Source organism: Pseudobacillus wudalianchiensis (genome assembly GCF_001685015.1).
Taxonomy (GTDB): domain Bacteria; phylum Bacillota; class Bacilli; order Bacillales; family Domibacillaceae; genus Pseudobacillus; species Pseudobacillus wudalianchiensis.
Genome location: NZ_MAYT01000023.1, coordinates 427,355 through 441,933, shown reverse-complemented (window position 1 = coordinate 441,933; position 14,579 = coordinate 427,355). Strand labels below are relative to the sequence as shown.

At 41.5% G+C, this 14,579-nt stretch carries 15 protein-coding genes; 13 read left to right on the top strand and 2 right to left on the bottom strand.

What is annotated here, in order from left to right:
* Window positions 1-143 precede the first annotated feature (143 nt).
* On the top strand, window positions 144-881 hold the full coding sequence (locus A8F95_RS12775) for an ABC transporter ATP-binding protein (protein WP_065410844.1): 738 nt from the start codon (window positions 144-146) through the stop codon (window positions 879-881).
* Window positions 878-2,101: an ABC transporter permease gene (locus A8F95_RS12770; RefSeq protein ID WP_065410843.1), complete on the top strand. Its 1,224-nt coding sequence runs from the start codon at window positions 878-880 to the stop codon at window positions 2,099-2,101. The genes A8F95_RS12775 and A8F95_RS12770 overlap by 4 nt, the downstream gene beginning before the upstream one ends.
* 103 nt (window positions 2,102-2,204) lie before the next feature.
* On the opposite strand, the gene A8F95_RS12765 is transcribed toward A8F95_RS12770, so the two are convergent.
* On the bottom strand, window positions 2,205-2,720 hold the full coding sequence (locus tag A8F95_RS12765; RefSeq protein ID WP_065410842.1) for an antibiotic biosynthesis monooxygenase family protein: 516 nt from the start codon (window positions 2,718-2,720) through the stop codon (window positions 2,205-2,207).
* 299 nt (window positions 2,721-3,019) lie between these two features.
* Here A8F95_RS12765 and hemE point away from each other — a divergent pair, with 299 nt between their 5' ends.
* The 8 genes from hemE to A8F95_RS12730 all read left to right on the top strand — a co-directional run bounded on the left by hemE (window position 3,020) and on the right by A8F95_RS12730 (window position 10,524).
* Window positions 3,020-4,060: a uroporphyrinogen decarboxylase gene (gene hemE / locus A8F95_RS12760; RefSeq protein WP_065410841.1), complete on the top strand. Its 1,041-nt coding sequence runs from the start codon at window positions 3,020-3,022 to the stop codon at window positions 4,058-4,060.
* 19 nt (window positions 4,061-4,079) lie between these two features.
* Window positions 4,080-5,021, top strand: coding sequence for a ferrochelatase (hemH, locus tag A8F95_RS12755; RefSeq protein ID WP_065410840.1), 942 nt, complete (start codon window positions 4,080-4,082; stop codon window positions 5,019-5,021).
* A gap of 21 nt (window positions 5,022-5,042) precedes the next feature.
* Window positions 5,043-6,443: a protoporphyrinogen oxidase gene (gene hemY, locus A8F95_RS12750; protein WP_065410839.1), complete on the top strand. Its 1,401-nt coding sequence runs from the start codon at window positions 5,043-5,045 to the stop codon at window positions 6,441-6,443.
* A gap of 134 nt (window positions 6,444-6,577) precedes the next feature.
* Window positions 6,578-6,775, top strand: coding sequence for a hypothetical protein (locus tag A8F95_RS12745; protein WP_065410838.1), 198 nt, complete (start codon window positions 6,578-6,580; stop codon window positions 6,773-6,775).
* Entirely contained in the window at window positions 6,768-7,160 is a 393-nt protein-coding gene (locus tag A8F95_RS12740; protein WP_065410931.1) for a hypothetical protein, read from the top strand. Before A8F95_RS12745 ends, A8F95_RS12740 begins: the two co-directional genes overlap by 8 nt.
* A 42-nt stretch (window positions 7,161-7,202) precedes the next feature.
* The gene (locus A8F95_RS22510) at window positions 7,203-7,367 is read left to right on the top strand and encodes a hypothetical protein (RefSeq protein ID WP_176713688.1); all 165 of its coding nucleotides are present in this window, start codon (window positions 7,203-7,205) and stop codon (window positions 7,365-7,367) included.
* A 213-nt stretch (window positions 7,368-7,580) separates the two neighbouring features.
* On the top strand, window positions 7,581-8,153 hold the full coding sequence (locus tag A8F95_RS12735; protein WP_065410837.1) for a TetR/AcrR family transcriptional regulator: 573 nt from the start codon (window positions 7,581-7,583) through the stop codon (window positions 8,151-8,153).
* Window positions 8,154-8,226: 73 nt separating this feature from the next.
* Window positions 8,227-10,524 (top strand): YhgE/Pip domain-containing protein, encoded by a 2,298-nt coding sequence (locus tag A8F95_RS12730; protein WP_065410930.1) that lies wholly within the window; start codon window positions 8,227-8,229, stop codon window positions 10,522-10,524.
* Between the two features lie 87 nt (window positions 10,525-10,611).
* Here A8F95_RS12730 and yhfH read toward each other — a convergent pair whose 3' ends face one another.
* Window positions 10,612-10,746 (bottom strand): protein YhfH, encoded by a 135-nt coding sequence (gene yhfH, locus A8F95_RS12725; protein WP_065410836.1) that lies wholly within the window; start codon window positions 10,744-10,746, stop codon window positions 10,612-10,614.
* 196 nt (window positions 10,747-10,942) lie between these two features.
* Here yhfH and A8F95_RS12720 point away from each other — a divergent pair, with 196 nt between their 5' ends.
* The 3 genes from A8F95_RS12720 to A8F95_RS12710 all read left to right on the top strand — a co-directional run bounded on the left by A8F95_RS12720 (window position 10,943) and on the right by A8F95_RS12710 (window position 14,369).
* The gene (locus tag A8F95_RS12720; protein ID WP_065410835.1) at window positions 10,943-11,677 is read left to right on the top strand and encodes an MBL fold metallo-hydrolase; all 735 of its coding nucleotides are present in this window, start codon (window positions 10,943-10,945) and stop codon (window positions 11,675-11,677) included.
* 13 nt (window positions 11,678-11,690) lie between these two features.
* Window positions 11,691-12,680: a lipoate--protein ligase gene (gene lplA, locus A8F95_RS12715; RefSeq protein ID WP_065410834.1), complete on the top strand. Its 990-nt coding sequence runs from the start codon at window positions 11,691-11,693 to the stop codon at window positions 12,678-12,680.
* A 135-nt stretch (window positions 12,681-12,815) separates the two neighbouring features.
* Window positions 12,816-14,369, top strand: a complete 1,554-nt coding sequence (locus tag A8F95_RS12710; RefSeq protein WP_065410833.1) for a fatty acid--CoA ligase family protein — start codon at window positions 12,816-12,818, stop codon at window positions 14,367-14,369.
* Window positions 14,370-14,579: the final 210 nt, after the last annotated feature.

The window sequence follows — 14,579 nt, the reverse complement described above, 5'->3', positions numbered from 1 at the left end:
CTTCCTATGTATAATTGTCAAAATTTTATCATAAAAGCGATCTTTATTAAATAGACAAGTATAGAGAGGGGTTTCTTAACAATGAGATTCTACGAATATTTTGTTAAAATACATGTATGACTTTATGAGAAAGGACGTTTTTTATGTCTTTATTAACGGTAGAGGGACTGGTTGGCGGTTATACTCGCAAACCGGTATTAAATGATATTTCCTTTTCGATTGGCAAGGAAAGTATTGTTGGTTTAATTGGCTTAAATGGAGCAGGAAAGAGTACAACGATCAAACATATTATCGGACTGATGGAACCGAAAAAAGGGAAGATTTCCATTAATGGCATCACGTTGCAAGATAGCCCGGAAAAATATCGGCGCCAATTCTCTTATATCCCGGAAACCCCTATTTTATATGAAGAACTAACATTAGAAGAACATATGAAATTAACGGCGATGGCGTATGGATTAACGGAGGAAGAGTATAACCGGCGCATTGGCCGATTATTAAAGGAATTTCGTCTCGATTCCAAAATGAACTGGTTCCCGGCTCATTTTTCAAAAGGCATGAAGCAGAAGGTGATGATCATGAGTGCCTTTCTAACAGAACCTTCGCTATATATCATCGACGAACCGTTTCTCGGTCTTGATCCGCTTGGTATTCAGTCCTTGCTTGAATGGATGAAGACGATGCGCGATAACGGGGCAGGTATTCTCATGTCAACGCATATACTAGCGACAGCAGAAAAATACTGTGATTCCTTCATTATTTTACATAATGGTGAAATTCGGGCGAAGGGAACCATTGATGAGCTTCGAGAACAATTTCAAATGCCGGGTTCTTCTCTTGATGACATTTATATTCAATTGACGAAGGAAGAAGAGCGATGAAACAAGTAGAGGAGTTATGGAAATCACGAATAACTGCTTATTATGCAGAACTGCGCAAGTACTTGCGCTATATGCTGAATGACCATTTGCTATTTGTTTTAGTGTTTGGGCTCGGTGCAGCGTTATATTACTACAGCGGCTGGATCAAAACACTAGATGAGACATTCCCAGCGCCGCTTGTCATGGCTGTTTTGTTGGGCGCTTTGCTGTCCTGGAGTCCTGTATATACATTTTTAATGAGGGCAGATACAGTGTTTCTGCTCCCGCTCGAAGAGAAAATGGCTCCTTATTTTCGTAAAGCTGTTTGGACAAGCTTCCTTTCTCAAAGTTACTTGCTAATCGCTGCGCTTGCTGTATTTATGCCCTTATATACACAAGTAAAAGGCGGTTCGATGAAGATCTTTTTCTTTTGGCTGCTTTTGGCCGCTATCATGAAAGTTTGGAACTTACATGTTCGCTGGCACGTGCTTAAGATACAAGAAAAAGAGAGCAGACAAATTGATTGGGGCATCCGATTAGCGTTGAACGTTTTGCTTCTTTATTTCATATTTTCAGGAGCATCGAGTCTCTTTGCGGTCGCTCTAGCCGTTGTTATGGCTGCCTATTATATGTATTTTCGTAACACAGCAAGAAAGATGGCACTGAAATGGGAAACGCTCGTTGAGTTAGAGGAAAAGCGGATGGCTGCTTTCTACCGTCTTGCTAACTTGTTTACCGATGTGCCTCATTTACGAGGAACTGTAAAGCGGCGAAAATGGCTGGACAAGCTGCTAGGCAAAGCTTCCTGTCAGCCGGCTGAAACATACACATACTTATTTCGGCGTACCTTTGTCCGGATGAATGAATTTTTTGGACTATACATTCGGCTTACCATCATTGCGGCCCTGATTATTGGTTTTAGCAGCCAGCCGATCTTGCAGCTCATTATCGCTTTATTGTTCATCTATTTAACCGGATTCCAGCTATTGCCGATGATTCGCCGGCATGAGACGAAGATATGGGTATCTTTATATCCTGTAGCCGCTGAACGAAAAAGTGCTTCATTGCTTCGTTTGATCAATCAGCTGCTTTTGCTGCAGGCCGTTGTATTTAGCTTGACGGCATGGGCAGGCCATTCAATAAGCCAGGCGGGCATTGTGCTGGCAGCTGGGGTTGTGTTTGCTCTGTTTTTTGCAAAAATGTATGCACCAGCGCGGCTTGATAAAATCGTTCGGTTATAGAGCCAGCAACAGAGCTGCGAAAGCAGTTCGCTAACAAAAAGACAGCCTGAAGTCGGTTTACACCGATTTCAGGCTGTCTTTTTGTTAGCGCCATGAGGCACCATTAATCATTCTCACTAGGAACTACATAAGTTGTCACATAAGAAGGACTAGAGAAAATGTGCGGTTGCTGATTGACACCTGCTTCCGGCTTTTTCGTTTCATGTGCTTGTTTGAACTCTTTAGAGTCCTTCCAGTTTGTGAATGATTCCCGGTCCTGCCACTGTGTTAAGATGACATACGTGTCTGAGTTAAGCGGCCGAAGTACACGGATCGCTATAAATCCCGGTGTGTTTTCGATCGCTCGTGCTCGACCTTTGAAACGGTACTCGAAAATAGGGCGTCCTTCATCTGTCACAGGGATGTTATTGCACACAACGAAGCCGTGATCAGCTAATTCCCCAGAGGTGTCAATTACCTCGTATTTACGCGGAGATTGAAAAATACTCTTCTTATTATTCGTTTCGTGTAGAAGGGTAGCCCCCTCTGCATTTTCCATTAAAATGATTTTTTCAGATGCATGTTTCTCTTGGAGAGTCTTCATGAAGTTATATGTACCCGTCGTAATAAAAATATACATGTCTCCACCTCATTCACTAATAGTTATTGTCTCTATAATATAATACTTTACACTTAGATGCTGCTCTCTAAACTACTGTACGAGCAGAAGAAAGGGCAGGAAGTCTCTTGAAAGAGGAGAAATAGCTGTTTTCTTTGGAGAATTTATGACATTTAAGAGTCCATGCTATACTTTTCTTCGTAAAAGAACTATAGTGTAAACGTATAAATAGATAGGATTCGTCGCTTATCTCCGTTTACGGAATGAATATAAAGTGATAGATCGATTTTTATAAGATGAAAGGTGGATGTGCAGCAGCTATGAGACAAATTAATGAAACATTTTTAAAAGCGGCAAAAGGGGAAAGGACAGAATATACACCAGTTTGGTATATGCGACAAGCAGGCCGTTCTCAGCCAGAATACCGTAAATTAAAAGAAAAATATTCCCTCTTCGAAATTACCCGCCAACCTGAATTGTGTGCTTATGTCACCAAGCTTCCGGTCGATCAATATAACGTTGATGCAGCCATTCTTTATAAAGACATTATGTCACCGCTTCCTTCTATAGGAGTAGATGTCGATATTAAATCAGGCATAGGACCCGTCATTGATAATCCAATCCGCTCTTTAGCTGACGTAGAAAAGCTAGGAGAAATTGATCCAGAAAATGATGTTCCATATGTACTGGATACGATTCGTTTGTTAACGAAGGAACAGCTTGATGTTCCGCTTATCGGCTTTGCCGGTGCGCCTTTTACACTGGCCAGTTACATGATTGAAGGCGGCCCTTCTAAAAACTACAACAAAACAAAAGCTTTTATGTATGCGGAACCAAAAGCATGGCAAGCACTGATGAATAAGCTGGCAGAAATGACCGTAACGTATGTGCGTGCACAAGTTAAAGCTGGAGCTCGTGCTGTCCAAATTTTTGATTCATGGGTAGGAGCTTTAAATGTAGCTGATTACCGTCTATTTATTAAACCGGTAATGGAGAGGATCTTTAGTGAGCTTCGGGAAGAGAATGTTCCATTAATTATGTTTGGTGTAGGCGCTAGTCATTTAGCTAAAGAATGGCATGACCTTCCACTTGACGTTGTGGGTCTAGATTGGCGTTTGCCGATTAAAGAAGCTAGAGAGATGGGAATTACAAAAACAGTACAAGGAAATCTTGATCCGGCTATTTTGCTTGCTCCTTGGGAGGTAATTGAAGAAAGAGCGCGTGCTATTTTAGATGAAGGTCTTGCTGAACCAGGACACATCTTTAATTTGGGGCATGGGGTATTCCCAGATGTAAATCCGGACACATTAAAACGCCTGACAAGTTTTGTACATGAATACAGTGCGGCAAAGAGAAAATAATGCAACAGAGGTGAGAGACATGACGAAGAAGAAAATGGGCTTATTAGTCATGGCATACGGGACGCCATATAAGGAAGAAGATATTGAACGGTATTACACACATATCCGCCGGGGCAGAAAGCCGACGCCTGAAATGCTTGAAGACTTACGTTCTCGCTACGAAGCAATTGGCGGCATTTCACCGCTCGCTTCGATTACGAGAGAGCAGGGAGAGAAGCTAGAGGAATATTTAAATGCAGCACAGAATGAGATTGAATTTAAACTGTATATCGGCTTAAAGCACATTGAGCCGTTCATTGAAGACGCTGTTCAGCAAATGAAAGCGGATGGCATTGAGGAAGCGGTCTCGCTTGTGCTCGCTCCTCATTTCTCAACGTTTAGCGTAAAGTCTTATAATGGCCGAGCTAAAGAAGAAGCAGAAAAAATTGGAGGACCTCTCATTACATCTATTGAGAGCTGGTACGAAGAGCCAAAATTTATTAATTATTGGGCGGAAAAGATTAAAGAAACGGTTGCTCAGATGTCTTCAGAAGAGCGCGAGAATTTCGTAATGATTGTTTCTGCACATAGTCTTCCAGAGAAAATTACCACAATGGGAGATCCGTATCCAAAGCAGTTAGAGGAGACAGCTAAGCTCATTGCTGAAGCGGCAGGCATTGCAAATGTAGAGGTTGGCTGGCAAAGTGCAGGAAATACTCCTGAGCCGTGGATTGGCCCGGATGTGCAAGACTTGACACGCGATTTGTTCGAACAAAAAGGCTATCAAGCTTTTCTTTATGTACCAGCAGGATTTGTGGCTGATCACTTAGAGGTTCTATATGACAATGATTATGAATGTAAAGTAGTGACGGATGAAATTGGTGCAGGGTATTACCGTCCACCTATGCCTAATGCTCGTCCAGAGTTCATTGAGGCTCTCGGTGAAGTAGTTCTGAAACATTTAGCAGCAAATACAAAATGATAAAAAGAAGGCGATGAAACTGTGCTAGGCGAAAAAAAGAGGGTTGTTGTCGTAGGGGGCGGAATTACAGGTTTAACCGTGGCTTACTACTTGCAGAAGGCTGCCAAGACCAACAAGCTTCCATTAGCTGTCACATTAATTGAAGCAACACCTCGCCTAGGCGGCAAAATCCGAACGGTAAAGAAGAATGGCTTCATTATTGAGAAAGGCCCAGACTCCTTTCTCGCAAGAAAAGAAAGCGCCATCCGGCTAGCAAAAGAGGTAGGATTGGGCGATCAATTAGTAAACAGTAAGGAAGGCCGTCCATACGTATTGGTGAATGGCAGGCTTCACCCGATACCTGAAGGGTCTATCATCGGAGTTCCGACAAAAATAACGCCTTTTCTGACAACGAACCTTTTTTCTGTTGCAGGAAAGGTAAGGGCAGGCGCAGACTTTTTTCTGCCAAAAATGGAGTTGAAGAATGACATTTCGCTCGGCGGATTTTTTAGGCGCCGCCTCGGCGACGAAGTGGTCGAGCACTTGATCGAGCCGCTTTTGTCTCGTGTATACGCGGGTGATATTGATAAACTTAGCTTAATGGCGACGCTTCCGCACCTTTATAAAGCAGGACAAGAGCATCGCAGCTTAATATTAGGAGCAAAACAGATAGCCGCTGTACTTGCTAATGAATCAGGCGGTTTTCTAACACTGAAAGCAGGGTTAGAAGAATTGGTAGAAGGAATTGAAGAACGGCTTGAAGGCGGTTCGGTTTTAAAAGGTATACGTGTAAAGAGGATTGACAAACGAGAAGGCGAGAAGTTTGTTCTGTCGCTAAATGATGGCGGAAACATCATCGCTGATGGAGTCGTTTTGGCGACTTCACACCTTACACTGCCTTTTATCATGCCGCAATACGGTTTTTTTGATTCTTTAAAAGAGATGCCATCCATGTCCATTGCTACGGTGGCGATGGCTTTTCCAAAAGAAGTTGTTTCGCGGCACATAGACGGAACAGGATTTGTCGTCTCACGAAACAATGATGTCACGATTACAGCCTGTACATGGGTGAATAAGAGGTGGCCGCATGCAGTGCCTAAAGGAAAAGCATTGCTGCGCTGTTACGTCGGCCGTGCTGGTGATGAAGCCATTGTTGATTTGTCAGACGCTGAAATTGAACAGATTGTCATAGATGATCTGAAAAAGGTCATTTCCCTATCCTCCAAGCCGGATTTTACAGTAGTAAGCCGCTGGAAACATGCAATTCCGCAATATACGATTGGTCATAAAGAACGCCTGGATGCGATTGAAGAGCAGATACGAGAGAACCTGCCGGGACTTTTTATTGCCGGCAGCTCCTTCAGAGGGCTCAGCATTCCAGATTGTATAGAACAGGGAGAAGCAGCAGCACAGCAAGCGGCAGCGTTTATTTCAAAATTATAACGAAAAGAGACGATTCTAGAGAGCATGTGCTTTTAGAAGTCGTCTCTTTTTTTGTAGTTCTTTCAATAACTTTTTCGTATGACTTTTCTTCAAAGGGAACAATAGAAATACTAAATCATAAAGGAGGTTCCCGCATGGAGAGAGATAAATTAGATATGAACGGTGAAACGACAAATTTACACATAAAAAGAGAAGCCAACGACCAAGTATTAGAAATTAGCTCAACTGGATATGGACTTGAATCCGTTTCAAGAAGAGAAGTAGCGGAAGGCAAAAACGAAATGGCTTCCCCTATGAAGGAGCAGCCTTTTGTTGAAAATAATCATGAATGAAAACGAGAAGCATAAGGTTGTGGAAGTGATCGATCCCGTTTTGAAAGAACGTATTCATAAAGAAGTAGACGGTCTAAAGTTTACGAAAAACTTCCGTTCGGCTACGGCAGAGGAGTGGTATATTTTTTTGCCAGGATTTGCGGCTGGACCAGCGGGCAGCGCAGCAGGGAAAGCGCTAATCCATTATAACCTTTACGGCAATCGAGATATATTTATTCATACGACGATTATCTTTGATGACCGGGCAATGGGAGAACCAAAGCTTTATAGGTTGGTTTATGCGCTTGCGGATGAAATAGTCAACCGGCTCGTTGGTTACGCGGATACATTGCTTTCTGTCCATGCTGGAGAGAACTCCTATGAAGCGGAATATCGATCACCTTAATAGAAGAAATGAAGCCATTATAAAGTAAAGGAGGGGAACAATATGGGAAAGTGGAATGAGCAAGCAGCTCCTAATAACAATATGGATGCGTCTGAAATAAAAAGGGCATTCAGGAAAAATCAGCAGGAGCATGTGGAGTTTTCAGAGGAATTAGCAGACGGAGGAGAAAGAAATAAAAGCTTTGAAGAACAGAAAGATAAAATGTAAGCTGATAGAGGCCAACTATTTCATTACAGTCTATAATGGTTCAGTAAAAGCGATGTTCAAAATAGTTTTACTTATCTTTTTAAATTCTGTATATGACTGTACAGAATTTTTTTTTTGCTTTCGTTTAAAGCTCTTGCTATCTTTAATTGTTTGCAGTATGATGTTTATATGAATTGACCAAATTGTTCATTTGGTCAGAATGGGGGGCAGGGAATGGCAGTTGACCGAAAAAAACAAATTGTTGAAGCGGCTACCAAATCCTTTTCACTCTTTGGCTACAAAGCGACAACGATGGACCAAGTAGCTAAGCTTGCTAATGTCGGCAAAGGGACGATTTATACGTTCTTTAAAAACAAGGAAGAATTGTTTGATGAAATTGTTCAGACGCTTATTATTGAGATGAGAGAAGCGGCGGAAAAAGCGATCGATCCTTCTAAGACATTTCATGAAAATGTCCATAGAGCTCTTTTTCAAATTCTCCAATTCAGAAAAAAGCATCAGTTAACGATTAAGCTGTTTCAAGAAGGAAAAGATATGGGAACCCCTGCTGTTCTCGAAGTGATGAATATGATGGAAGAAGCGATTCTTTCTTTTATCAAGGAAAAGATCCTGGTAGCTGTTGAAGCAGGCGAAATTAAGCCATGCGATCCAGAGGTCACAGCATTTATTATGCTGAAGCTTTATATTTCTTTGATTTTTGATTGGGAGCAGAGAAAAGAACCATTAAGTGAAGAGGATATTTCCCAATTGTTTGAGTTGTATTTATTTGAAGGGTTATCCATTTAAGGAGAATCCTTTTCTTTTACATTGAATTGACCAGATGAATAAAATGGTCACTATTATTACCATGGAGGCAATTATGAAACGATCTATGTTTATAGCAGAATTAAAAAATATTGCTGGCAATCGAATGTTATTCATTTCAATGATAGCTATTTTACTTATCCCCCTTTTATACGCAGGAATGCTTTTATGGGCCTTTTGGGATCCGTACTCACAATTAGATAAATTGCCGGTAGCTATCGTGAATAAAGATGCCGGTGCGGACTTTGATGGTGAAAAGCTAGCCATTGGCAAGGAATTGACGAAAGAACTGAAGAAAAGTGATGATTTTGATTTTCATATTGTGAGCGAGAAAGAAGCACAAAAAGGAATAGACAATCAAGAGTATTATATGCTGATCCAAATTCCAGCTGATTTTTCTGCAAACGCTACTACGCTGCTAGATGATACACCTAAAAAGCTAGAGTTGAAGTATGTGCCGAATGAAAGCTACAATTTCGTTTCTTCGCAAATGGGGACAACAGCCATGAAGGAAATTCGGGCTTCTGTCCAAAAGAGCGTGACAGAAACGTATGCAGAAACGATGTTTGATAAAATGAAGTCGATGGGGGAAGGCTTTGAAACGGCAAGCAAAGGGGCCGGAGAACTAGATGAAGGAGCAGGTAAGCTTTCTGAAGGAGCCGCCCAATTAAAAGAAAACTTAGCTATTCTAGCTGACCGCTCTGTACAATTTTCTGAAGGTATTTCAAAAGCCGGGAAAGGATCAAAAGAATTAGCAAATGGAGCTTCAAAGCTAAGCTCAGGGCTAGCACAGCTTGAGCAGGGTCAAAATAAGCTCACAGCCGGCAGTCAAGAGTTACAAAAAGGCACGAATGAATTAGCTTCTGGTCTTTCTAATTTACAAACGGGCCTTCACACCGTAGATGGAAAAATGACGGAGCTTAATTCCGGCACGGTTCAAATGAAAGAAGGCGTGCAGCAGTTTCAAAGCAAACTTCCTGAATTAACGGAAGGCACACAGAAGCTCTCAACTGGCGCTGAACAGTTAAATACCGGATTAGGGCAATTTGAAGAACAATTGATTGCTGGCATGAATGAATCAATGAATCAGCAATTAGAACAATACATGCCATTGCTGGAGAAAAAATTCTCTCCTGTAGAAATTGCACTCATTAAGCAAAAACTAAAAGAGCAGCAAAATCAAATGGCGGAGCAAATCAGAACGAATGTCGGTCAACTACAGGAAGGAAGCCAGCAGCTTGCTTCCGGTTCTAAAGCGGTTAATCAAGCCATTAGCGGACAACTTGCCCCTAATATTAAGTCATTAAATGAAGGCCTTGGGAAAGTACAAACAGGACAACAACAGTTACAAGAAGGCATCCATAAGCTAGCAGAGGGATCCGATCAATTAGCTGCTGGCACAGGACAGCTGCAGGCTGGAGAAGAGACTCTCACAAATGGCATGAATCAAGTAGGGGAAAAACTTTCTGATGCAAAAAATGGATCGGCAGAACTGGCAAGCGGAGCTGAATCATTAAATAGTGGTTTAGGAGAATTAAATAATGGCTCATCTAAATTATCAGAAGGAGCTGGAAAGCTGGCGGAAGGCTCTACGGAGTTAGAAAGCGGCTCAGTAAAACTGAAAGAAGGAACGAAAGAGCTGCATGATAAATTAGGAGAAGCGGCAGGCAAAGCAAACGAAGTACACGCAAAAGACGACACATACGACATGATGGCAGAGCCTGTGAAAGTGGATAAAGAGGTTCAGCATCATGTGCCAAACTACGGAACAGGTATTGCTCCTTACTTCTTGTCTCTTGGCTTGTTTGTCGGAGCGCTCATGTTAACGATTGTCTTTCCGCTTAGAGACCCTGCGGAACAGCCTTCGAGCGGCTTCCGGTGGTTTATCGGCAAGACGGGTATTATGTTCACTGCAGGAATAGCACAGTCATTGCTCGTTTCAGCTGTTTTATTATTTGGATTAAAAATAGAAGTACAGAGTGTACCATTGTTTATTTTAACGACGATGATTACAAGCCTGACCTTTATGGCGATTATTCAAATGCTCACAACGCTGTGGGGAAATCCAGGACGCTTTATAGCGGTGTTAATTTTAATTTTGCAATTAACCGCCAGTGCCGGTACGTTCCCATTGGAATTAATACCAAAGGCATTGCAGCCATTTAATTCGATTTTGCCAATGGCGTATTCTGTCCGGGCCTTTAAGGCCGTGATTTCCAGCGGTGATTTTCATTTTATGTGGACAAACGAACAAATCCTTCTTTCGTTTGCGGCAGTTTGTCTAGTCATTACCGCCCTGTTCTTTAAAAGGTTGTTTAAAAAACAATATGGTGTGCAGACGGTGGAAGAATAAAATTAAAAAAGCAGAACCAGCTCAAGGCGAAGCCGGTTCTGCTTTTTTATATAATATGGAATTGGAGGCTAAAGGAATAGAGACATCTTAAAGATCTTGAATGTCAGTACACTCATCACAAACATGGCCGTAGCACTCGTGCTGTTCCTCAATATAAGAGCCGCACTTTGCGCATTGTTTTGCCGGTAAGTTTTTGAAAAAGTCAACGATGTTTTTAACCATTTGATGTTTCCTCCTCATTTTTTGTTATATAACTGATATCTTATTTTTATTCATTGTATTATAACAGTATGTGCTAGTCAACCACTTTTCATTAAATTTTTTAACAAATCAAATAATTCATGAAGTTGAACGAAAGACATTTGGGGAATACAATACGTATGAAGATAAAATCTAATTGATGGAAAGGAGCCCTTTCATGAACGTTACGGTTATTGGCTGCTGGGGCGGCTATCCAAAAGTGAATGAAGCAAGTTCAGGCTATTTGTTTGAAGAAGGCGGATTTAAAATGTTAGTTGATTGCGGAAGCGGAGTTCTTTCGCATTTGCAAAACCATATACAGCCCGAACAACTCGATGCTGTTTTGCTGTCACATTATCATCCAGACCACGTAGCAGACATTGGTGTGCTGCAGCATGCTCTTTTAATCGGCAAACACCTAGGAAAAGATATTTCACCGCTGCCGATTTATGGGCACAAGGAAGACGAAGCAGGCTTTGCTGCTCTTACATACAAAGATCTGACAGTAGGAAAGGCTTATCAACCAGAAGAGAAGCTAGTCATTGGACCATTTACAGTAGAATTTCTGCGAACTGTGCACCCTGTGCCTTGCTATGCTATGAAAATATCCAACCACCGGCAATCTGTCGTTTATACAGCTGATTCTGCCTTTCAGGAAGCTTTTATTCCGTTTGCAAAAGGAAGCAGTCTGCTTCTGTGCGAGAGCAATTTTTATAAAGGGATGGATGGACAAGCAGCTGGCCATATGACAAGCACTGAAGCTGGAAGACTAGCACGCCTCGCAGAAGTCAATACACTCGTATTAACACATCTTCCGCATTTTGGGGACGTGGCAACCTTAAAAGCAGAAGCCGAGGAAGAATTTTATGGTACCGTATTACTGGCGGTAGAAGATTTAGAAATAGGATTATAATGGAGGAAAAGCCATGCTGTTTATCGACAATAAAGGAATAACCGATCCACGGGTTAATTTGGCGATTGAAGAATACGCAGTCAAATATTTAGATATCAACGAATCGTATTTACTATTTTATATAAATGAACCATCCATTATTATTGGTAAAAATCAAAATACGATTGAAGAAATTAATGTTGACTATGTGGAAGACAAAAACATTCATGTTGTCCGCCGCCTGTCTGGAGGGGGAGCGGTTTACCACGATTTAGGGAATTTGAACTTCAGCTTTATTACAAAGGATGATGGCGACAGCTTTCATAACTTCAAAAAGTTCACTGAGCCTGTCGTGGCCGCTTTACGTAAATTAGGCGTTGAAGCGGAAATGAGCGGAAGAAACGACATTCTGGCCAATGGATTAAAGATATCGGGCAATGCACAGTTCTCTACAAAAGGAAGAATGTTCAGTCACGGTACGTTAATGTTTCAAACTAACATGGATGATGTCGTCGCAGCCTTAAAGGTACGGAAAGACAAAATCGAATCTAAAGGAATTAAGTCTATTCGCAGCAGAGTCACCAACATCGCTGATTTGTTAAAAGAATCGATGACGATCAAGGAGTTTCGTCAATTTTTGTTGGAAAATATTTTTGAAGGCGAGTCTCATATTCCTGAGTATCACCTTGAGGATAAAGATTGGCGTGTAATTGAACAAATTTCACAGGAGCGCTATAAAAACTGGGATTGGAATTATGGAAAGTCGCCAGCGTTTAATATCCAGCGTTCTCATCGCTTTCCGGTTGGCCTTATTGATGTTCGGCTTGATGTAAAAAATGGCCTCATTCAAAGCTGTAAAATATATGGTGACTTTTTTGGAGTAGGCGATGTAGAAGAAATGGAGAAAGGCCTTACCGGCGTTAGATATGAAAAGAATGCTATTAAACAAGCTCTTGAGGCACTCGATGTACCTCACTACTTTGGAAACGTAACGAAAGAAGAAATTGCTGATTTATTATATTGATATGTAAAAAACTGCCATAGATAATGGCGGTTTTTTTCTTTTCTTGCAGCCTGGAAAAAATTGAATTATAATAAATATTGAAAATTCAAATATGAATGACTATTCATTCATATTTCACAAGGGGGAGTGGATGGAATGAATCTTTCGACGGCATTAGAACAGGCAGCTGCCAAACAAGGGGGAAAAGCGGCTTATCACTTTCTTGATCAAACCGCGACATATGAAGAGTTAAACATGGCAGTTCAGCGATTTGCATCCGGTTTAAAAACGTTGGGCATCGAACAGGGGGATCATGTTGCTTTAATTGCGGGAAACTCGCCACATTTTATTGTGGCACTTTATGGAGCTTTGCGGGCAGGGGTAACGGTTATCCCGATCAATCCTCTTTATTCACCTGAGGAAATCAGCTACATTGTTCAAAATGGCGATGCTAAAGCCGTCATTTTACTTGATATCCTAGTCCCGCTCGTGAATAAATTAGATGCTTCTTTGCCGTTAGTCGAGCATTACATCGTTTGCGAAACGAATGATGAACGGGTAAAAAGGGGGGAGCCTAAGCAATTTTCCATTTACGAAAAAATGAAAACGTTTTCTGAAGTGATCAATATTGGTCTTCTCCCATTCTATCCGCCGGTTGTAGACGAGAATGAAACAGCCGTCATTCTCTATACTTCTGGGACGACTGGCAAACCGAAAGGCGCAATGCTCAGCCACAAAAATTTATATTCCAATGCTCGTGATATCGCTTCCTATTTGCAATTTAGCGGAAAAGATCGAATTATTACAGTCCTGCCGATGTTTCATGTATTTTGTCTTACCGTGTGCCTCAACGCTCCGCTTATTAGCGGTGCCACGATGATTATTTTTCCAAAATTCAGCCCTAAAGAAGTATTTGCGCAGGCTAAGCACTATGAGGCAACAGTTTTTGCCGGTGTTCCAACGATGTATAACTTTCTCTATCAAGCAAGTGAGGGCCATTTGGAAGACTTTTCTTCTATCCGCTTATGCATTTCAGGCGGTTCCTCGATGCCAGTAGCTCTGCTGGAGAATTTTGAGAAAAAATTCAATGTAAGAGTTTCGGAAGGATATGGATTATCCGAAGCGAGCCCTGTAACAGCTTTTAATCCACTGGACCGACCTAGAAAAGCCGGTTCCATTGGTTGTTCGATTAGCAATGTAGAGAATAAAGTAGTGAATGAACTAGGGGAAGAAGTGCCAACTGGTGAAGTAGGAGAGTTGATTGTTTGGGGCCCAAATGTGATGAAAGGATATTATAAACAGCCCGAGGAAACAGATGCAGCGATTAAGGATGGCTGGCTGTATACAGGAGACCTTGCTAGACAGGATGAAGAGGGCTATTTTTATATCGTCGACCGTAAAAAAGATTTAATTATTGTGGGAGGATACAACGTTTATCCGCGTGAAGTAGAGGAAGTACTTTATAGCCATCAGGATATCGTAGAAGGAGCCGTTCTTGGTGTGCCTGATCCTAACTACGGGGAAGCGGTGCTCGCCTTTGTTGTCTCAAAAAATGAACAGCTCACGAAAGGAGAGTTAATGGAGTATTGCCGCAGTCGTTTAGCTGATTACAAACTGCCTAAAGAAATTGAATTTTTAACAGAACTCCCTAAAAATACGACAGGCAAAATATTAAGAAGAGCTTTAAAGAAGCAAGTATTAAAGAATTAAATGCGAGAGTGAAACTGCTTGGAAGAATACGAATCAGCTTCTTCCAGGCAGTTTTATTATGTAAGGAGTATTTACATGTTTCTAAGGGAATACGATTAAACTAGGCAAGAGACTTGTAAAAAAGTGCTCTTATTGCTCGCCTTTAGGACTTTTAGGTAAAAAGCTTGGGGGATAATTCTGTTTTTCTGTTCTAAGTGGACAACATATATA

What these genes read in the sequence shown, in the direction of transcription:
- A8F95_RS12775 (WP_065410844.1), top strand. Translation starts at nt 144, where the DNA reads ATGTCTTTATTAACGGTAGAGGGACTGGTTGGCGGTTATACTCGCAAA.
- A8F95_RS12770 (WP_065410843.1), top strand. Translation starts at nt 878, where the DNA reads ATGAAACAAGTAGAGGAGTTATGGAAATCACGAATAACTGCTTATTAT.
- A8F95_RS12765 (WP_065410842.1), bottom strand. Translation starts at nt 2,720, where the DNA reads ATGTATATTTTTATTACGACGGGTACATATAACTTCATGAAGACTCTC.
- hemE (WP_065410841.1), top strand. Translation starts at nt 3,020, where the DNA reads ATGAGACAAATTAATGAAACATTTTTAAAAGCGGCAAAAGGGGAAAGG.
- hemH (WP_065410840.1), top strand. Translation starts at nt 4,080, where the DNA reads ATGACGAAGAAGAAAATGGGCTTATTAGTCATGGCATACGGGACGCCA.
- A8F95_RS12745 (WP_065410838.1), top strand. Translation starts at nt 6,578, where the DNA reads ATGGAGAGAGATAAATTAGATATGAACGGTGAAACGACAAATTTACAC.
- A8F95_RS12740 (WP_065410931.1), top strand. Translation starts at nt 6,768, where the DNA reads ATGAATGAAAACGAGAAGCATAAGGTTGTGGAAGTGATCGATCCCGTT.
- A8F95_RS22510 (WP_176713688.1), top strand. Translation starts at nt 7,203, where the DNA reads ATGGGAAAGTGGAATGAGCAAGCAGCTCCTAATAACAATATGGATGCG.
- A8F95_RS12735 (WP_065410837.1), top strand. Translation starts at nt 7,581, where the DNA reads ATGGCAGTTGACCGAAAAAAACAAATTGTTGAAGCGGCTACCAAATCC.
- A8F95_RS12730 (WP_065410930.1), top strand. Translation starts at nt 8,227, where the DNA reads ATGAAACGATCTATGTTTATAGCAGAATTAAAAAATATTGCTGGCAAT.
- yhfH (WP_065410836.1), bottom strand. Translation starts at nt 10,746, where the DNA reads ATGGTTAAAAACATCGTTGACTTTTTCAAAAACTTACCGGCAAAACAA.
- A8F95_RS12720 (WP_065410835.1), top strand. Translation starts at nt 10,943, where the DNA reads ATGAACGTTACGGTTATTGGCTGCTGGGGCGGCTATCCAAAAGTGAAT.
- lplA (WP_065410834.1), top strand. Translation starts at nt 11,691, where the DNA reads ATGCTGTTTATCGACAATAAAGGAATAACCGATCCACGGGTTAATTTG.
- A8F95_RS12710 (WP_065410833.1), top strand. Translation starts at nt 12,816, where the DNA reads ATGAATCTTTCGACGGCATTAGAACAGGCAGCTGCCAAACAAGGGGGA.